The 18,021-nt window shown below is 65.6% G+C and carries 16 protein-coding genes; 4 read left to right on the forward strand and 12 right to left on the reverse strand.

Features of this window, described 5'->3' with window-relative positions; translation table 11 throughout:
* Window positions 1–12 precede the first annotated feature (12 nt).
* Window positions 13–441: a DoxX family protein gene (locus KY496_RS15115; protein WP_184236882.1), complete on the forward strand. Its 429-nt coding sequence runs from the start codon at window positions 13–15 to the stop codon at window positions 439–441.
* 4 nt (window positions 442–445) lie between these two features.
* Here KY496_RS15115 and KY496_RS15120 read toward each other — a convergent pair whose 3' ends face one another.
* From KY496_RS15120 to KY496_RS15130, 3 genes are all read right to left on the reverse strand, one after another.
* The gene (locus tag KY496_RS15120; RefSeq protein ID WP_184236879.1) at window positions 446–850 is read right to left on the reverse strand and encodes a hypothetical protein; all 405 of its coding nucleotides are present in this window, start codon (window positions 848–850) and stop codon (window positions 446–448) included.
* Window positions 851–934: 84 nt separating this feature from the next.
* Window positions 935–2,641, reverse strand: coding sequence for a PQQ-dependent sugar dehydrogenase (locus KY496_RS15125; protein WP_219861347.1), 1,707 nt, complete (start codon window positions 2,639–2,641; stop codon window positions 935–937).
* Window positions 2,642–2,704: 63 nt separating this feature from the next.
* The gene (locus tag KY496_RS15130; protein ID WP_219861349.1) at window positions 2,705–3,391 is read right to left on the reverse strand and encodes a YafY family protein; all 687 of its coding nucleotides are present in this window, start codon (window positions 3,389–3,391) and stop codon (window positions 2,705–2,707) included.
* Between the two features lie 74 nt (window positions 3,392–3,465).
* Here KY496_RS15130 and KY496_RS15135 point away from each other — a divergent pair, with 74 nt between their 5' ends.
* A complete protein-coding gene (locus KY496_RS15135) occupies window positions 3,466–3,891 on the forward strand; it encodes a VOC family protein (RefSeq protein ID WP_219861351.1) in 426 nt (141 codons plus the stop codon).
* A gap of 65 nt (window positions 3,892–3,956) precedes the next feature.
* Here KY496_RS15135 and KY496_RS15140 read toward each other — a convergent pair whose 3' ends face one another.
* The 9 genes from KY496_RS15140 to KY496_RS15180 all read right to left on the reverse strand — a co-directional run bounded on the left by KY496_RS15140 (window position 3,957) and on the right by KY496_RS15180 (window position 15,691).
* Window positions 3,957–5,060 (reverse strand): ribonucleotide-diphosphate reductase subunit beta, encoded by a 1,104-nt coding sequence (locus KY496_RS15140; protein ID WP_219861353.1) that lies wholly within the window; start codon window positions 5,058–5,060, stop codon window positions 3,957–3,959.
* 117 nt (window positions 5,061–5,177) lie between these two features.
* Window positions 5,178–8,108 carry a ribonucleoside-diphosphate reductase subunit alpha gene (locus KY496_RS15145; RefSeq protein ID WP_219861355.1) on the reverse strand — a complete coding sequence of 977 codons (2,931 nt, stop codon included), beginning with the start codon at window positions 8,106–8,108 and terminating at the stop codon, window positions 5,178–5,180.
* 663 nt (window positions 8,109–8,771) lie between these two features.
* Complete coding sequence (locus tag KY496_RS15150; protein ID WP_219861357.1) at window positions 8,772–10,226, reverse strand: sigma-54 dependent transcriptional regulator; 1,455 nt, start codon at window positions 10,224–10,226, stop codon at window positions 8,772–8,774.
* Window positions 10,227–10,229: 3 nt separating this feature from the next.
* Complete coding sequence (locus KY496_RS15155; RefSeq protein WP_184236861.1) at window positions 10,230–11,894, reverse strand: nitrogen regulation protein NR(II); 1,665 nt, start codon at window positions 11,892–11,894, stop codon at window positions 10,230–10,232.
* Entirely contained in the window at window positions 11,895–12,143 is a 249-nt protein-coding gene (locus KY496_RS15160; protein WP_005665246.1) for a PP0621 family protein, read from the reverse strand.
* Window positions 12,143–12,946, reverse strand: coding sequence for an inner membrane protein YpjD (locus KY496_RS15165; RefSeq protein ID WP_005665245.1), 804 nt, complete (start codon window positions 12,944–12,946; stop codon window positions 12,143–12,145). Before KY496_RS15165 ends, KY496_RS15160 begins: the two co-directional genes overlap by 1 nt.
* A 93-nt stretch (window positions 12,947–13,039) precedes the next feature.
* Window positions 13,040–13,837 carry an ABC transporter ATP-binding protein gene (locus KY496_RS15170; protein WP_219861359.1) on the reverse strand — a complete coding sequence of 266 codons (798 nt, stop codon included), beginning with the start codon at window positions 13,835–13,837 and terminating at the stop codon, window positions 13,040–13,042.
* Window position 13,838: 1 nt separating this feature from the next.
* Complete coding sequence (locus tag KY496_RS15175) at window positions 13,839–14,705, reverse strand: ABC transporter permease (protein ID WP_229520285.1); 867 nt, start codon at window positions 14,703–14,705, stop codon at window positions 13,839–13,841.
* 11 nt (window positions 14,706–14,716) lie between these two features.
* A complete protein-coding gene (locus tag KY496_RS15180; protein ID WP_219861361.1) occupies window positions 14,717–15,691 on the reverse strand; it encodes an ABC transporter substrate-binding protein in 975 nt (324 codons plus the stop codon).
* Between the two features lie 263 nt (window positions 15,692–15,954).
* Between KY496_RS15180 and ffh the strand changes: the two genes are divergently transcribed.
* Both ffh and KY496_RS15190 read left to right on the forward strand, forming a co-directional pair.
* Window positions 15,955–17,322: a signal recognition particle protein gene (ffh, locus tag KY496_RS15185; RefSeq protein ID WP_005665241.1), complete on the forward strand. Its 1,368-nt coding sequence runs from the start codon at window positions 15,955–15,957 to the stop codon at window positions 17,320–17,322.
* Window positions 17,323–17,555: 233 nt separating this feature from the next.
* Entirely contained in the window at window positions 17,556–17,936 is a 381-nt protein-coding gene (locus KY496_RS15190) for an SWIB/MDM2 domain-containing protein (protein ID WP_005665240.1), read from the forward strand.
* Window positions 17,937–18,021: the final 85 nt, after the last annotated feature.

An 18,021-nucleotide genomic window follows, 5' to 3' on the forward strand; every position in this document is an offset into this window, starting at 1 on the left:
AAAGGAACGACCATGTACGCCAACGCCACCCAGACCAGCCAGTCCATCATCCCCGCCATCGGCCGCATCCTGATGGCCACGATCTTCGTCTTCAGCGGCGTCGGCAAGGCGCTGGCGCCGGAGGCGACCCTGGGCTACATCCAGTCGGTCGGGCTGCCTTTCGCCTCGCTCGCCCTGGTCGGCGCGATCGCCATCGAGATCGGCGGCGGCGCCCTGCTCGCCCTCGGCTACCAGACCCGCCTCGTCGCGGCCGGCCTGGCGGCGTTCTCGCTGGTGACGGCCTTCGTGTTCCATAACGCGATCGGCGACCAGAACCAGCTGATCCACCTGTTGAAGAACGTCGCGATGGCCGGCGGCCTGTTGCAGGTGGTGGCCTTCGGCGCCGGCGCCTGGAGCCTGGACTCCGTCACCGGCCGCAAGGCCCTGCCGCTGGCGGCGTGAAGGTTCACAGGCCGAACGGCCCGTACCAGTAAGTGATGTCGATGACCGCGCCACGCTTTGAGACATAAGCCTGGCGCGTTTCGCAGTTGACGAACAGCGCGCGGAAGGTGCCGTCCAGTTGCCGGGTCGGGATGTCGGCCGGATGGCTGCCGGTGGGACGCAGCGCCCCCGTTGGGTGGCCCGGCTTCGGATCGGTGTTCGTGATGAGCATGCCGGCCAGCTTGAACCCGCCTTCGGCGTCGCGCGCCAGGGCGCGTTCGATCAGGCCGGCGCAGGCTGCGTCGCGGGGCATGCGCTCCGGATGGATGGCCGGGGCCATCGGCAGCCGGACGGGTTCCGCTTGACTGGCGGCGCAGGCGCCGTGGGTGACGGCAAGGAATACTGCCAGCAAACTACCGGGGTGTCGCATGCGCTGCTCCGGATCGTAGGTATTCAGGAATCGACGCGGCGGCCGCCGCGTCGGTTCCATCATAGCGCAAGCCGTGGCGCCGATCTAGCGTTTGGGCACGATGCGCCACACCGTGCCGCCGGCGTCGTCCACCACCAGCAAAGCGCCGTCGGCCGCGACTTCGACCGCGGCCGGGCGGCCCCAGACGTCGCGGTCGCTGATCACCATGCCGCTCATGAAGTCCTGGTACTGCCCGGTCGGCACGCCATCCTTCATGAACATGCGCGCCACCTTGTAGCCGGTGCGCACGCCGCGGTTCCAGGAGCCGTGCAGCGCGACGAAAACCTCACCCTCGTACTCCTTCGGGAAAGCGTGCTTGGCGCCCTTCGGCGCGTGATACACCACCATGCCCAGCGGCGCCGAGTGGGCCTGCAGCAGCACGTCCGGGGTGATCGTCTTGCCCTTCAGGTCGGGGCGGATGCCCTTCAGGCGCGGGTCTTCGTTGTCGCCGATGTAGTACCACGGCCAGCCGTAGAAGCCGCCCTGCTTCACGCGCGTCAGGTAGTCCGGCGGCAGGTTGTCGCCCAGCGCGTCGCGCTCGTTCACATTGCACATCACGTCGCCGGTGGCCGGATACACCAGCAGGCCGACGCAGTTGCGCAGGCCGGTCGCATACGTGCGGCGGTTCTTGCCGTCCGGGTCGAAGGCCATCACGGTGGCGCGGTCGGTCTCGACGCCCCAGGCGCTGCCTACGCCGTGCTTTTTCTCCCATTCGGCGAGCGGCAGCGGCGGCTTTGGTCCGATGTCGCTGGCGACGTTGGTGGCCGAGCCGATCGACAGCAGCATCGTCTTGTCGTCCTTCGAGAACACCAGGGTGCGGGTGGTGTGGCCGCCGCTGGTCTCGGACAGCTCGGGGATGATCACCTCGGCTTGCCCGCGCGCCTTCAGGTCGCCGTTGCGGTAGGGGATGCGCACCACCGAATTGACGCCCGCGACGTACAGGTATTGCGGGTTGGCGCCGGAAGGCCAGAACGCCATGCCGTAAGGACGCGACAGGCCGCTGGCGAACACCGCGGCGGTATCGGCCTTGTCGCCGTTCTTCGAGCGCAGCACTTTGACTTCGCCGGCGCCGGTCGCGGCCAGGAACACGTCGCCGTTCGGCGCGCGCAGCGCGACGCGCGGCTTGTCGGCATCCTGCGCGAACACGCTGACCTCGAAGCCCGGCATCACGATCGGCAGCGAGCCGTTCGGACGCGCCTGCACGCGCGGGCTGTTGCCGGCGCTCTCGGTGGCGAACGGCTTGGCCAGGTCGCCCGGCTTGATGTGGAAGATCTTGCCGGGCTGGGTGTCGTCCCAGGAACCGGCGCGGTCCGCCGGCTTGGCGGCTGCGGCCGGCGCGGCGGCGGCGGTGGCAGGGCCTTGCAGGCTGGCCAGGTAGTCGATCAGCGCGGTGCGCATCTTCTGGTCCGGCACGCCGACCGGCATCGTGGTGCCGGGCACCCGCTTGGCCGGGTCGAGCAGGAACATGTCGAGTTCTTCGCGGGTCCAGACCAGGCCCGCGGCGCCGGCCTTGGCCAGCGCGCCCGAGTAACCGAAGCCGGGGACGCCGGCGGCCTTGCGGCCGACGACGCCGAACATGCCGGGACCGGCCAGCGGCGACAGCTTCGCATCGACCGTGTGGCAGCTGGCGCAGTTGTTCTGGAAGATGGTGCGGCCGGCGGTGACTTGCGGCGCGGAGGCGGCGTGAGCGACGGATACCGTCGCCAGGCTGGCGAGCATGAGGGCATGCAGCGTCAGGGTGTTGGCTTGCAAGGTTGACTCCTGGTCAGGCGTGAAAAATCGCCATCATAGGGCAAGTTATCCCTGCGCACGCATTTATCCTTCGTCGGCCAGCCTGGCGCCGTAATCGCGCAGCAGCGCCGCGCGGCGCGGCCTGAAACTGATGCCGGTGGCCGCGACCGCGGCGATGCGGTCGGCGCGGAACATCCGGAAGTCGTCGCGCAGGCAGCAGCGCGCCAGCACCACCAGCATCCGGTCGAGGTAGACGATGGCGAGCGGCCAGATCGTGCGGCTGGTCGCGGCGCCGTCGCGGTCGACGTAGTCAATGGTGAGCGCCTCTTCGCGCCAGCAGCAGGCGCGCACCAGCGCCATGTCGGGCAGCGCCGGAAAGCGCTCCTCGAAACGATAGACCCGCGACACCGCGTGCAGCAGGTGCTGCTGGCCCAGCGACGGCAAGGTGGCGGCCACCTTGCCCAGCACCGACTCGGCCGCCGCGGCCAATGCGGGGTCGCCCATATTGCGCACTTCGGCCAGGCCGAGCGTGAGCGCTTCGATCTCGATGCGGCTGAAGGTCTGCGGACGCAGGGTGCCGTCTTCGACCAGCGTGTAGCCGAACCCGCGCTCGCCGCCGATCTCGGCGCCGCTCGCGCGCAGGCTCTCGATGTCGCGGTAGACCGAGCGCACCGAGACGCCGGTCTCCTGCGCCAGCTGGGCCGCCGTGACGGGCGCCGGCAGGCGGCGCAGGGCATCGAGCAAGCGGAAAAGACGATTGGGGCGGGACATGGCTACTGACAGGAATTGGCAGGACGATTTCCTATAGTAGCACCTGTCTTTTCTACCACCCAAAGGAGTTCACCATGTCGGTCCAGGCAGTCATCCACCTCAATTTCCAGGGCCAGGCGCGCGCCGCCCTCGCCTTCTACCAGTCCGTGTTCGGCGGCGAGATCATGCAGGTGACCTACGGCGAGTCGGGCAAGGTCGGCGCCGCCGCGGACGCCGACCGCATCATCTACGGCCAGGTCAAGGCGCCGAGTGGCTTTCACATCATGGCCTACGACGTCGAAGCCGCCAAGCCATGGGACCAGGGCCGCAATGCCTTCTTCGCCGCGCTGGTCGGCGAATCGCAGGACGAGATCAGGACGCTGTGGAATGGGCTGGCGCACGGCGCCGATATCGAACAGCCGCTGGCGGCGGCCGAGTGGTCGCCGCTGTACGGCATGCTGAAGGACCGCTTCGGCGTGACCTGGATCGTGAACGTCGTCGTGCCTGTGGACGGCGCCTGAGGCGGTCCGGACAAACAAAACCCCGCAGCTGCGGGGTTTTGTCATTCATGCGATGCCGATAGCAATCAATCCCAGCTCAGGGTGCCTCCGGTCTGGTACTCGGTTACACGCGTCTCGAAGAAGTTACGCTCCTTCTTCAAATCGATCATCTCGCTCATCCACGGGAACGGATTCTCTTCGTTCGGGAACAGCGCCTCCAGGCCGATCTGCACCGCGCGGCGGTTGGCGATGAAGCGCAGGTAGCCCTTGAACATCGGGGCGTTCAGGCCCAGCACGCCGCGTGGCATGGTGTCTTCGGCGTAGCGGTATTCCAGGTCGACGGCCTGCAGGAACAGGGCCTTGATCTCGTCGCGGAATTCCGGGGTCCACAGCTGCGGGTTTTCCATCTTGATCGTGTTGATCAGGTCGATGCCGAAGTTCACGTGCATCGACTCGTCGCGCAGGATGTACTGGTACTGCTCGGCGGCGCCGGTCATCTTGTTCTGGCGGCCGAGCGCCAGGATCTGGGTGAAGCCGACGTAGAAGAACAGGCCTTCCATCAGGCAGGCGAAGACGATGATCGACTTCAGCAGCTTCTGGTCGTTCTCGACCGTGCCGGTCTTGAAGTCAGGGTTGGTCAGGACGTCGATGAACGGGATCAGGAACTGGTCCTTGTCGTGGATCGATTCGATCTCGTTGTAAGCGTTGAAGATCTCGCCTTCGTCCAGGCCCAGCGATTCGACGATGTACTGGTAGGCGTGGGTGTGGATCGCCTCTTCGAAAGCCTGGCGCAGCAGGTACTGGCGGCACTCGGGGGCGGTGATGTGGCGGTAGGTGCCCAGCACGATGTTGTTCGCGGCCAGCGAGTCGGCGGTCACGAAGAAGCCCAGATTGCGCTTGACCAGGCGGCGCTCGTCTTCCGACAGGCCGTTCGGGTTCTTCCACAGCTCGATGTCGCGCTGCATGTTCACTTCCTGCGGCATCCAGTGGTTCGCGCAGCCGGCCAGGTACTTGTCCCATGCCCACTTGTACTTGAACGGCACCAGCTGGTTCACGTCGGTTTCGCCATTGATGATGCGCTTGTCGTCGGCGTTGACGCGCTTGGCCACTTCAGCGGCGGGAGCGCCTTCTGGATTGGCGGCTTGTGGGGCGCGCTGGGCGCTGGTTGGTTCGTCGTCCCAAGAGAGCATGGTGATTTCCTTCTGTCGTGGCCTGGCGCGAACAAGCGCGGTGAGGCCACATGATGTGTTGATAGCGGAGATGATGGTGCGGGCGACCGTCTGGTCGGCCCGCACCCGGTTACAGCATTACTGGCAGGCTTCGCACTCGTCGAAACCGGCGTCGCCCGGACGCAGGTAGCAGGCGGCGCCTTCGGCTTCCGGTGCGGCTGGCGCTGCTGCCGCGGCGGCGGCGACCGAAGCCGCTGCCGGCGCTGCATGACCTGCCTGCAGGCCGCCCGAGACCGGCACGGCGTTCAGGGCGCCGGTGCGGGTGGTCGACTTCTCCAGATGGGTCGCGGCGATGGTGCGCAGGTAGTAGGTGGTCTTCAGGCCACGCAGCCACGCCAGTTTATACGTCTCGTCCAGCTTCTTGCCCGAGGCGCCGGCCATGTAGATGTTCAGCGATTGGGCCTGGTCGATCCACTTCTGGCGGCGCGAGGCGGCTTCCACCAGCCACTTCGGCTCCACTTCGAAGGCCGTCGCGTAGATGTCGCGCAGGTCTTGCGGCACGCGGTCGATCTTCGAGAGCGAACCGTCGAAGTACTTCAGGTCGGCGATCATGACTTCGTCCCACAGGTCGCGCGCCTTCAGGTCGCGCACCAGGTACGAGTTGATCTCGGTGAATTCGCCCGACAGGTTCGACTTCACGTACAGGTTCTGGAAGGTCGGTTCGATGCAGGCCGACACGCCGATGATGTTCGAGATGGTCGCGGTCGGAGCGATCGCCACGCAGTTCGAGTTACGCATGCCGAACTGCTTGATGCGCTCGCGCACCAAGGTCCAGTCCATCGATTCGCTGGTGTCCTGCTCCAGGTAGCCGCCGCGTTCTTCCGCCAGCAGCTTGATCGAGTCCTGCGGCAGGATGCCGCGGTCCCACAGCGAGCCGGTGTAGGTCTCGTAGCGGCCGCGTTCTTCGGCCAGCTCGGTCGACGCCAGGTAGGCGTAGTAGCAGACCGCTTCCATCGAAACGTCGGCGAACTTCACCGCTTGCTCCGACGCGAACGGGATGCGCATCATGTGCAGGCAGTCCTGGTGACCCATGACGCCCATGCCCACCGGACGGTGGCGCAGGTTCGAATTGCGCGCCTTCTCCACCGCGTAGTAATTGATGTCGATGACGTTGTCCAGCATGCGCATCGCGGTGCGGATGGTCTTTTGCAGCTTGACGTGGTCCAGGCCATCGCCCTTCATGTGCTGCGGCAGGTTCACCGAGCCCAGGTTGCAGACGGCGATTTCGTCGGCGCTGGTGTTCAGGGTGATCTCGGTGCACAGGTTCGACGAGTGCACCACGCCCACGTGCTGCTGCGGCGAACGGATATTGCATGGGTCCTTGAAGGTGATCCATGGGTGGCCGGTTTCGAACAGCATCGACAGCATCTTGCGCCACAGGTCCATGGCTTCGATCTTCTTGAAGACCGCCATTTCGCCGTTGGCCGCTTTGGTTTCATAGGCCAGGTAGGCTTTCTCGAAGGCCTTGCCGGTCAGGTCGTGCAGGTCTGGCGTCTCGGACGGCGAGAACAGGGTCCAGCTGCCCTTTTCCATCACGCGCTTCATGAACAGGTCGGGAATCCAGTTCGCGGTGTTCATGTCGTGGGTGCGGCGGCGGTCGTCGCCGGTGTTCTTGCGCAGGTCCAGGAATTCTTCGATGTCCAGGTGCCAGGTTTCCAGGTAGGCGCAGACCGCGCCCTTGCGCTTGCCGCCCTGGTTCACCGCCACGGCGGTGTCGTTGACCACTTTCAGGAACGGGACCACGCCCTGCGAACGGCCGTTGGTGCCCTTGATGCGCGAGCCCAGCGCGCGCACCGGGGTCCAGTCGTTGCCCAGGCCGCCGGCGAACTTCGACAGCAGCGCGTTCTCCTTGATGGCGTCGTAGATGCCTTCCAGGTCGTCGCCGACGGTGGTCAGGTAGCACGACGACAGCTGCGAGCGGCGGGTGCCCGAGTTGAACAGGGTCGGGGTCGAGCTCATGAAGTCGAACGACGACAGCAGGTTGTAGAACTCGATGGCGCGCGCTTCGCGGTCGTCTTCGCGCAGTGCCAGGCCCATCGCGACACGCATGTAGAAGGCCTGCGGCATTTCGATGCGCACGTCGCGCACGTGCAGGAAGTAGCGGTCGTACAGGGTCTGCAGGCCGATGTAGCCGAACTGCAGGTCGCGGTCGGCGACGATGGCCTTCGCCAGGCGCTCGAGGTCGTACTTGCCCAGCTCTTCGTCCAGCAGCTCGGCCTGGATGCCCTTCGCCACGTATTGCGGGAAGTAGGTCAGGTATTCGGCGGCGGCGCCGGCTTGCGGCACTTCGTGACCGAACACTTCTTTACGGATGGTGTGCAGCAGGATGCGCGCGGTCACCTGGCTGTAGGCCGGGTCTTTTTCCATCAGCGCGCGGGCGGCCAGGATGGCGGACTTGTACAGCTCTTCGACCGGCACGCCGTCGTACAGGTTCTTCAGGGTCTCGGCGACGATCGCGTCGGCGTCGACGTGCTTTTCCAGACCCGAGCAGGCGGCGTTCACGAGGGCGTGGACGTCGTTGATGTCCAGCAGGCGGCGTTCGCCGCCGTCGACCACGTGGATCTGCGGCGCGGCGACCGGCGCGCCGCCAGCGGCTTCCTTGGCCGCGCGGCGCTCGTCCATGCGCTTGGCGCGGTACAGCACGTATTCACGCGCCACGTCGTGTTCGCCCGAACGCATCAGCGACAGCTCGACCTGGTCCTGCACGTCTTCGATGTGGAAGGTGCCGCCGTTCGGCTGACGGCGCACCAGCGCGGCCACCACGTTGCCGGTCAGCTGTTCCACCAGTTCGCGGATGCGCGCCGAGACCGCGCCCTGGCCGCCGGCCACGGCCAGGAAGGCCTTGGTCATCGCGACCGAGATCTTGTTCGGCTCGAAAGCGACGACGGCGCCGTTGCGGCGGATGACGCGGTAATCGCCGCGCGCGACGATCTCGGCCGGGGTTGGGCTGGTCGACGCCGATCCTGGGGTGACGTGTTGGTTGATCGAGATGTTCTGTGCTGTTTGCATTGAGCCTCCAGGATGAGCGGCGGACCGCCTTTGTACATGAGAACCGGGTGGCGGATGGCGCCGCGGTCCGTCAACAAAATTAAAAGCAAAACAAATCCCCGCCAGCCGGTGGCCGATGCTGGCAAACCAGAGAAGCAGGGTTAAGAATATGTAAATAAAGCTTGTCAGCAGATGCTTAATAGACAAGTCGCTGAACAAATGTGTGGGCAATTTGTGGGCAACTTGTGGACAACGTGCGGACAACTCTCAGCTGGCCAAAATGCTAGTACCGTTCGGTCTGCTACCACTACATCTAGTGCCAAGCTTTGATATGAGACTAATTGTAGTACCTCGCTTGCGATCGAGGCAAGCTAATAAATGGTCATTTTTTTTGTTTTTTGGCGTGCGCAGTCTTGACATTTCAGCGTCGTACAAAAGAAGGGGAGCACACGGTGAGCAAGCACTAACATCAGAAAAATCTGCGCCAAATGAGCAAATTACGCAGGAATCAAAATGAGGCGCGCATGCTCCGCCACAGCGCATTATGCACCAAAATAATTACCACAAAGTAACATGGACAGGTGACTGGAGGCGATCGCTAGGGTCGGCAGATCCTGCCGACGCGGTGATCGTTGGCGCCCGTTGCACGCGTCGGCGGCAGAGCCACCAACCCTGCGAATGTCGTCAATCGTCCGGCGCGCTGATGTCCAGTTTCTGCATTTGATAACGCAGCTGGCGCACGCTGATGCCCAGCAGGCTCGCCGCCTGGGTGCGGTTGAACTGGGTCTGCTGCAGCGCGCGGCCGATGATGTCGCGTTCGACCTGCTCGAGATACTCCGGCAGGTTGCTCGGCAGTTCGGCGGGGCCAAGCGCGACCGGGGCAGGCACAGGCCTGGGTTCAGGCGGCGGCGCAGGATCGGTGGCAGGGGTCGCCAACACCGGCGCCGGTGCGGCGACGGGTGTGGCCGTCTCGCCCCGCCCCCCTTCCACCGGCCGCGCCGCCTTGAGCGACAAGTCCCCGACCTGGATCACGCCATCGTTGGCGAATGCCAGCGCCCGCTCCAGCACGTTCTCCAGCTCGCGCACATTGCCGGGGAAGGAATACGCCTTCAATGCCTCCAGCACGCCCGGCCCCAGCGACGCCTGCCCCGGTCCGGCCAGCCGGTCCAGGATGCCGTTCGCCAGCAGGGCCAGGTCGTCCAGCCGCTCGCGCAGCGGCGGCAGCGCCAGCTCGATCACGTTCAGGCGGTAGAACAGGTCTTGCCTGAACTTGCCCGTCTCGACGCAGCGCGCCAGGTCCTGGTGGGTGGCGCTGATGATGCGCACGTCGACCGGCTCCTCGCTGGTGGCGCCGATCTTGCGCACGCGCCGCTCCTGGATCGCGCGCAGCAGCTTGACCTGCATCGCCAGCGGCAAGTCGGCCACTTCGTCGAGCATCAGGGTGCCGCCGTTGGCGGCCTGGAAGAAGCCGTCGCGCTCCTCGGCCGCGCCGGTGAAGGCGCCCTTGCGGTAGCCGAAGAACTCGGCCTCCATCAGGGTTTCGGGGATCGCGCCGCAGTTCACCGCCACGAAGGGTTTACCTGCACGCGAGCTCTGGGCGTGGATCTCGCGCGCCGCCAGCTCCTTGCCGCTGCCGGATTCGCCGGTGATCGAGATCGGCGCCATCGAGCGCGCCAGGCGCGCGATCTGCGCCCGCAGCGACTGCATCGCCGCGGAATGGCCGATCATGCGCGAAGCAATCGCTCCACCGTCAGGCGCCGCGGCGCCCCCTTCCGACAGTTTCAGGGCCGAGCGCACCATCACGCGCAGCGCGTCGAGCGCCACCGGCTTGGCGATGTAGTCGAAGGCGCCGGCCTTGAGCGCCACCACCGCGTTCTCGGCGCTGCCGTAGGCGGTGATCACGGCGACCGGCGTGCCCTTGCCCGAGGCGGCGATCTCGCGCACCAGTTCCAGCCCCAGGCCGTCCGGCAGGCGCATATCGGTGAGCACCAGCGCGTAGTCGTGTTCCTCGAACAAGGCACGTGCCTGGCGCAACGTGGCGGCGCTGTCGACGTCCAGGCCCATCTTGAGCAGGGTGATCTCGAGCAGCTCGCGCAGGTCGGCTTCGTCGTCGAGCACCAGGATGCGGGGCGCGCTCATGGCTTACTCCAGCGCGAAAGTGATGACAAAGCGGCCGCTGGCCTTGCGCGGTCCCAGCGCGGACGGGTCGAACCGGTATTCATAATCGAGTTTCGCATCGTTGTTCAGGCACAGTTCGCGCGCCAGGTAGAGTCCCAGGCCGGTTCCCTTGCTCGACGTAGTATAGAAGGGCTCGAACAGGTGGTCGCGCACTTCAGGCGTGATGCCGGGGCCGTCGTCCTGCACGTGTAGCTCGCGCCGGCCGGCGGCGTCGCGCGCCGGGAAGATGCGGATGCTGGCCGGCTGGCGGCTGGCGTAGCGCACCGCGTTGTTCAGCAGGTTGAGCAAGACCTCGTGCAGGTGCAGCGGATCGAAGCGCACCGCGCTGCCGCCCGGATCGCCTATATAGACTATATCACCGGCCAGGCCGTGGATTTCGCAGAATTCGGCCTTCAACTCTTCCAGGAACGGGCCGAGCGCCACCGGTTCGCCGTTCGGCTGGGCCTTGCGCGACAGCTGCAGGATGTCTTCCACCATGCGGTTCACGCGCGTCACGTTGTCGCGCACGATCTTCAGCAGGCGCACCTCGGCCGGGCCGTGCAGGTCTTCGGCCAGCAGCTCGGTGGCGTGGCCGATCGCCGACAGCGGATTGCGCACTTCGTGCGCGATGCTGGCGGTCAGGCGGCCCATCGAGGCCAGCTTGAGTTGCTGCGCCTGGTTTTCGATGGCGCTCACGTCCTGCATGAAGATCACGCTGCGGCCGGCCGCATCGACACCGTCGGCCACGCGCGCGAAGCGCAATTTGAGGTGCACCGGCTGGTCGCGCCGGCCGCGAATTTCAGCTTCACCATCGCCGGCGCCGTCGCCTTCGCGGTAGGGTTTCAGGGTGACGAAGGCCTTGTCATTGTCGGGGCCGGCCAGCCAGGCGTCGAAGGCCAGCGCCACCGGCTCGAAGGCCGGCACGGCATGCAGCAAAAAACCGGCGTCGACCTGCAGGCCCAGCATGCGGCGCGCCGCCGGGTTGCCGGTGAAGACCGCGCCGTCCTCCCCCACCACCAGGATGCCGTCGCCGACGTCGGCGATCACGATCTCGTTGATCGCCTGCTGGATGCGCAGGTCGGCGCCGTGCCGGGCCGCCAGCTCCTCTTGCTTGAGCAGGCGCGCCGCCAGGCGGTTGACCATCAATACGCCGGCGAAGAAGGCGGCGCCGAACAGGCCGGCCTGCATCAGCGGCGGGTCGCGCCCCTCGACCACCAGCTGCCAGACGTTCAGCCCGAGCAGGAACAGCGTCGCGACCGCCGCCGAGAACAGCGCCAGCACCAGCGGCGCCAGGATCGCGGCGCCGGCCAGCGGGAACAGATAGAGGATGCCCAGGCCGCTGCGCATGCCGCCGGCGGCGATATACAGCAGCGAGATCACGGCCAGGTCGACGCCGATCTGCACCCCGAGCTGGATCAGGAAACGCCGTTGCCAGCGCGCCGCCAGCGCGAACAGCGCGGCGGCCAGCACATAGAAGACGCAGGTTTCGGTGTTGACCGGGTCCGGGCGCAGCTGTCCGCTTTCCAGGTCGACGCCCAGGTACAGCAGCAGCACCAGGGCGATGACGATGCGGGTGACGGTGAAGGTCTGGAGCGAACGCCACAGGGTGACGCGCGCGCCCGCCGACAGCCTGCCGGACGCGGGCTTCAACTACTTGGGCGGCAGGCGCACGTGGCCTGGCGAGCAGTAGTCCTGGCCGTCGGCGTGCACCGACTCGGACGCCGGGAAATACACGCCGCAATGGGCGCACTGGGCCATGGCCTCGATCTGGCCGGTCGGCGCGGCCGGGCCGCGCTGCATATGCGGAGGAACCCCGTTGCGCTTGGCGAGCGCGCGCAGCTTGCTGCGCACGGCGAAGACCACGAGGACGATAAGGGCAATCCAGAACAAGATACGCATCAGTAGACTCCCCGGTGCAGGACGACTTCGAGCACGAAGCGACTACCGACGTAGGCCAGCGCCAGGGTGGCGAAGCCTGCCAGCGTGAAGCGCAGCGCGGTCTTGCCGCGCCAGCCCTGCCACTTGCGCCCGGCCAGCAGCGCCGCGAACAGCGCCCACGAGAGCAGCGCGAACACGCTCTTGTGGTCGAGCAGCAGCGGCCGGCCGAACACCTGTTCGGAGAACACGAAGCCCGACAGGACCGTCAGGCTGAGCAGGACGAAGCCGATCCAGATCACACGGAACAACAGTTTTTCCATGGTGAGCAACGCCGGGAGCTGGTCGAGCGCGGAGCCAAACCAGCCGCCGCCGGCGGTGCGGGTATGCAGCCGCGTTTCTTGCAGCGCCATCAGCACGGCGTGGAACGCGGCGATGGTCAGGGTGCTGTAGGCCAGCACCGCGACCGCGATATGCCAGCCGAAGGCGGCGGTTTTGCCGGCCAGCGGCGTCAGGGTGCCCGGGAACAGCAGCGGCAACAGGGTGGCCGCCGCCGCGAACGGCATCACCAGGCGGCGCAGACCGTCGAGGGCGAAATTGCGGTTCTCGAACCAGTAGGCGGCCACCGAGACCCACAAGGCGCTGGAAATCATGATGGCGAAGCCGACCCGCAGCCGTCCCGGCACCATCACGTCCATGCCGAGCGCGACGCCATGCAGGGCCCAGGCCCCGGCGGTCACGCCAGAGATGACGGCGCCCAGCCGCGACGGCAGCAGGGCGCATACCGCGTACAGGAAGGCAGCGGCAAGGAAGAGGGAGTTCTGCATAATAAGAGTCTACACCATCGGCGAACGCCGGTGGGAAGCCCCTCCCGCCCCGCCGATGGCGACGCCATGCATATATATATATGTGGCGGGCGTTCAATCCACCGCCGCCATCCGCAACTCGTCGTTGTGATGCCGCGCCTGCTCTTCCATCACCATCAGCCCCAGCTCGCGCTTGAGCTGGTTGAATTCCGGCGCCGCCGGATCGCGCGGGCGCGCGATCTCGACCAGGAGGTCGCGCTTGATCGTCCCCGGCCGGTACGTCATCACGACGATGCGGTCGGCCAGGTAGATCGCCTCCTCGATGCTGTGGGTGACGAACAGGATCGTCTTTTTCAGCTCGGCCCACAGGCGCAGCAGCTCGTCCTGCAGGTTGCGCCGGGTGAGCGCGTCGAGCGCGCCGAAGGGTTCGTCCATCAGCAGGATCGGCGAATCGAGCGCCAGCACGCGCGCGATCGCCACCCGCTGGCGCATGCCGCCGGACAGGTCCTTCGGGTAGCGGGTACGAAAGTCGGCCAGCGACAGCAGCCCCAGCAGGTCGCTCACCCGGCGCTCGATCTCCGGCCCGCGCATGCGCTTGATCTCGAGGCCGAAGCGGATGTTCTGCTCGACCGTCATCCAGGGAAACAGCGCGTATTCCTGGAACACCATGCCGCGCTGCGGCCCCGGCCCGGTGACCGGGCGGCCGTCGACCAGGATCGTGCCCGAGGACGGCGGCGCGAAGCCGGCCACCGCATTGAGCAGGGTCGACTTGCCGCAGCCGGAAGGGCCGAGCAGGCAGGTGAACTGCCCGCGAGGGATCTCCAGGTCGATGCCCTGCAGGGCCACCACTTCATGGTCTTCGGCGCCGAACACCTTATTGACGCCTTCGATGCGGATATGGATGTCGTTCATGTCAGTGCTCCAGGCCGCGGTGCCAGCGCAGCAGATGGTTGTTCAGCCGATTCACGCCGATGTCGATCAACAGGCCCAGCACGCCGATGCTGATCATCCCGGCGATGACCTTGTCGGACCAGAAGTACTCGCGCGCCTCCGAGATGCGGAAACCCAGGCCGCTGTTCACGGCGATCATCTCGGCCACGATCACGACGATGAAGGCAGTGCCGATCCCGATCCGCACGCCGGACAGGATGTAGGGCACCGCCGCCGGCAGGATCACGCGCAGGAACATCGTCAGCTTGCCGGCGCCGAGGTTGTGCGCCGCGCGCAGATAGATGCCGTCGACCTGGCGCACGCCGGCGATCGTGTTCATCAACACCGGGAAGAACGCCCCGATCGCGATCAGGAACACCGCCGGCGGATTGCCGAGCCCGAACCACAGCATCGCCAGCGGGATGTAGGCGATCGGCGGAATCGGCCGCAGCACCTGCACCAGGGGATTCATCCAGGCGTGCACGCGCTGGCTGGCTCCCATCGCCAGCCCGAGCGGCAGCGCCAGCCCGGCGCCGATGGCGAAGCCCACCACCACCCGGTACAGGCTGGCGACGACGTCGAGCGGCAGTTCGCCGGACAGCGCCCATTTGAGCCAGCCGCCGTCGGTGTACTGCGCGAACGGCTCGAGCGGGAGCAGGTAGTCGACCCATTTGCGCCACACGTCCAGCGGCGCCGGCAGCACCTGGCGGTCGACCAGGCCGCTGGCCGCCACCCATTGCCAGAGCGCGATCGCCAGCACCGGCACCACCAGGCCGGTGGCGTCGTTCCATCGGAGCCGCGCATTGCGCGAACCCCGGCGCGGCGTCTTGCGTCGTTCGATGCGTTCCATGTCGTCTCCCTTTACTGGATGTTCAGGCTTTTCTTGGCCGAGGCCAGCAGGTCGGTGCGGACCCAGTCGCTGGCCAGCGGCGGACGCGCCATGCGCCCCACCCCGGTCTGCGCCATGACGTCGGTCGTGACCTGGATGTGCTGGGGCGTGATGTCGTAGGAGTACGGCGAATTGGCCATCGCCGCGCGGAAGTCGGCCACCGTGATCTGGCCCTTGAACATCGACTGGCGCACATAGTGTTCGGCGACGTCGGGCCGGTCGATGAAGGTGCGCGTGGCCTGGACGAAGCAGCGCATGAACTTCTCGGCCAGCGGCCGGCGCTCGCGGTAGAACTTCTCGGTCATGACCATGGTGCGCACCGGCTCGCCGATCGGCGTCCCGTAGGGCTTCATGACCTCCTTCCCGAAACCCATATTGATCGCCTGCGACGATTGCGGCTCGGATTGCATCATCGCGTCGATGTGCCGGCCCAGCAGCGCCTGGTTCAGCTCCGGATAGGACAGGTACACCAGCTGGACGTCCTTGCGGCCGCTGGTGTCGGCGCTCAGCTTGTTGCGCGCCAGTTCGGCCATCAGGAGCACTTCCTGGATGCCGCCGCGGGTGACGCCCACGCGTTTGCCCTTGAGCTGGAGGATGGACGCGATCTTCAGTTCGGGCCGCGCCACCAGCCGCGCCCCGCCGCGCGCGAAGCCGGCCACCACCACCACCGGAGCGCCGCCGGCGCGGCCCTGGATCGCGGCCTCGGACGCGGTCGCGCCCACGTCCAGCTCGCCGGCGATGATGGCCTGCATGATGTCCAGCCCCTTGGCGAACATCTTTTCCTCGACCCGGATGCCGCAGCTTGGGGCGATTTCCTTGATATAGGACACGGCGCCGAAATGCGCCAACTTGAGATTCCCCAGCCGCACCACGTCCTGGGCCGTGGCGCTGCCGCCGGCGGCCACCAGGGTGAGCGCAACCAATGTCTTACCAAACATCTCCTTCATATCAGTTCTCCTTGGACCGATTGTTAACACTAATGCTTGCCGGAAAGGCCAGTAGGCAATACACCATGGCGACCGCGGCTTGTGTTTGCGCTATCCCAAAAGGCGACGGCATTCGGTAAAAATGGTCGGTACAGGGCAGGTTCGGCCAGGTTCGGCCAGGCGCGCTATGCCGGGAGGCCGCGCTGCAAGGTAAAATGATGCGTTGGCGACCTGCGCCAGATCCGACTGCGCTTTTTTCTTGCGCTTCTTTCTATTAGGTAGACATGCTAGATAACCTCACCCAACGCCTTGCCAAGGTCGTCAAGACCATGCGCGGCGAGGCCCGCCTGACCGAGGCGAACACCGCGGAAATGCTGCGCGAAGTGCGCATGGCCCTGCTCGAGGCCGACGTGGCGCTGCCGGCGGTGCGCGAATTCATCGCCAAGGTCAAGGAAAAAGCCCTGGGCGAAGAAGTCGTCGGCTCGCTGTCGCCCGGCCAGGCCCTGGTCGGCGTGGTGCAGAAAGAGCTGGCCGCCCTGATGGGCGCCGACCTCGGCCCTGAAGCCACCCAGATTTCCTTCGCCCAGCAGCCGCCGGCGATCATCCTGATGGCCGGCCTGCAGGGTGTGGGTAAAACCACCACCACTGGTAAGCTGGCCAAGTACCTCAAGGAACAAAAGAAGAAGAAAGTCCTGACCGTCTCGGCCGACGTCTATCGTCCCGCCGCGATCGCCCAGCTGGAGTCGGTGACCAAGCAGGTGGGCGCCGACTTCTTCCCGTCCACCGCCAACGACAAGCCGGTCGACATCGCCCGCAACGCGCTGGACTGGGCCAGGAAGCATTACCACGACGTCCTGATCATCGACACCGCCGGCCGCCTGGGCATCGACGAGGCGATGATGCAGGAGATCGCCGCCGTGCACGGCGCCGTCAATCCGGTCGAGACCCTGTTCGTGGTCGACGCCATGCTGGGCCAGGATGCGATCAACACCGCCAAGGCCTTCAACGACGCCCTGCCCCTGACCGGCATCGTGCTGACCAAGCTCGATGGCGATTCGCGCGGCGGCGCGGCGCTGTCGGTGCGTCACGTGACCGGCAAGCCGATCAAGTTCGCCGGCGTGTCCGAAAAGCTCGATGGCCTGGAAGCCTTCGATCCCACCCGCATGGCCAACCGCGTGCTGGGCATGGGCGACATCCTGGCGCTGGTCGAAGAAGCGCGCAAGGGCGTCGACGCCGAAGCCGCGGCCGAAATGGCCAACAAGATCAAGGCCGGCGGCCGTTTCGACATGAACGACTTCAAGGCGCAGCTCACGCAAATGAAGAAAATGGGCGGCATGGCCGGCCTGATGGACAAGCTCCCGGCCCAGTTCCAGCAGGCCGCGAGCGGCGCCAATATGGACCAGGCCGAGAAATCGGTGCGCCGCATGGTCGGCATCATCGATTCGATGACCCCGGCGGAGCGCGCCAAGCCCGAGCTGATCAAGGCCAACCGCAAGCGCCGCATCGCGGCCGGCGCGGGCGTGCAGGTGCAGGAAGTCAACCGCATGCTGAACCAGTACGACCAGATGCAGACCATGATGAAAAAGCTCAAGGGCGGCGGCCTGATGAAGATGATGCGCGGGATGAAGGGGATGATGCCCGGCTTGCGCTAATCCGCATGCCAATCGGCGAGAACCGTGCAAAGTATCGCTTTGCGCGGTTTTTTTTACGCCGCTTGTCAGCGTTTTTTCGTTCTCATGCGTTGTTGTGTGCGATAACGCCCATTCGGCGGGTTTTACGAGTGAAAAAGTTTTGAAAAAGACTTGCACGAACTGTAAAACGCTACCAATATAGGCGTGCGATAAATTACGCACTTTTCCACGTGTTCGTTTTAGGAGGCTCGAAGATGGCAACAGCCAAAAAAACCACTGCAGCGCCAGCAAAAAAAGCCGCTGCCAAGCCTGCTGCAGCGGCCAAGCCGGCAGCAAAAAAGGCAGCACCAGCAGCGAAGTCGGCCGATAAGCCGGCAGCCGCGCGCAAGCCGAATGCTGCTTTCATGAAAGCCATGACCCCGTCCGCCACGCTGGCCGCCGTCGTCGGCGACAAGCCGCTGCCGCGCACCGAAGTGACCAAGAAGGTCTGGGATTACATCAAGTCGAAAGACCTGCAAGACGCAGCGAATCGTCGCATGATCAATGCCGACGACAAGCTGAAAGCCGTTTTCGGCGGCAAGGCACAAGTCTCGATGTTCGAAATGACCAAACTCATTTCGGATCACCTGAAATAAGCCACCGGCTATTTCAAAAGCTTCAAGCTTAAAAAAGCCCCGGTTTCAAACCCGGGGCTTTTTGTTATTCGGCTGTAAATAATAG

The organism is Massilia sp. NP310 (assembly GCF_019443485.1).
Taxonomy (GTDB): domain Bacteria; phylum Pseudomonadota; class Gammaproteobacteria; order Burkholderiales; family Burkholderiaceae_D; genus Telluria; species Telluria timonae.

Coding starts and splice junctions, on each gene's coding strand:
- KY496_RS15115 (WP_184236882.1), top strand. CDS start 13: ATGTACGCCAACGCCACCCAGACCAGCCAGTCCATCATCCCCGCCATC.
- KY496_RS15120 (WP_184236879.1), bottom strand. CDS start 850: ATGCGACACCCCGGTAGTTTGCTGGCAGTATTCCTTGCCGTCACCCAC.
- KY496_RS15130 (WP_219861349.1), bottom strand. CDS start 3,391: ATGTCCCGCCCCAATCGTCTTTTCCGCTTGCTCGATGCCCTGCGCCGC.
- KY496_RS15135 (WP_219861351.1), top strand. CDS start 3,466: ATGTCGGTCCAGGCAGTCATCCACCTCAATTTCCAGGGCCAGGCGCGC.
- KY496_RS15140 (WP_219861353.1), bottom strand. CDS start 5,060: ATGCTCTCTTGGGACGACGAACCAACCAGCGCCCAGCGCGCCCCACAA.
- KY496_RS15145 (WP_219861355.1), bottom strand. CDS start 8,108: ATGCAAACAGCACAGAACATCTCGATCAACCAACACGTCACCCCAGGA.
- KY496_RS15150 (WP_219861357.1), bottom strand. CDS start 10,226: ATGAGCGCGCCCCGCATCCTGGTGCTCGACGACGAAGCCGACCTGCGC.
- KY496_RS15160 (WP_005665246.1), bottom strand. CDS start 12,143: ATGCGTATCTTGTTCTGGATTGCCCTTATCGTCCTCGTGGTCTTCGCC.
- KY496_RS15165 (WP_005665245.1), bottom strand. CDS start 12,946: ATGCAGAACTCCCTCTTCCTTGCCGCTGCCTTCCTGTACGCGGTATGC.
- KY496_RS15170 (WP_219861359.1), bottom strand. CDS start 13,837: ATGAACGACATCCATATCCGCATCGAAGGCGTCAATAAGGTGTTCGGC.
- KY496_RS15175 (WP_229520285.1), bottom strand. CDS start 14,705: ATGGAACGCATCGAACGACGCAAGACGCCGCGCCGGGGTTCGCGCAAT.
- KY496_RS15180 (WP_219861361.1), bottom strand. CDS start 15,691: ATGAAGGAGATGTTTGGTAAGACATTGGTTGCGCTCACCCTGGTGGCC.
- ffh (WP_005665241.1), top strand. CDS start 15,955: ATGCTAGATAACCTCACCCAACGCCTTGCCAAGGTCGTCAAGACCATG.
- KY496_RS15190 (WP_005665240.1), top strand. CDS start 17,556: ATGGCAACAGCCAAAAAAACCACTGCAGCGCCAGCAAAAAAAGCCGCT.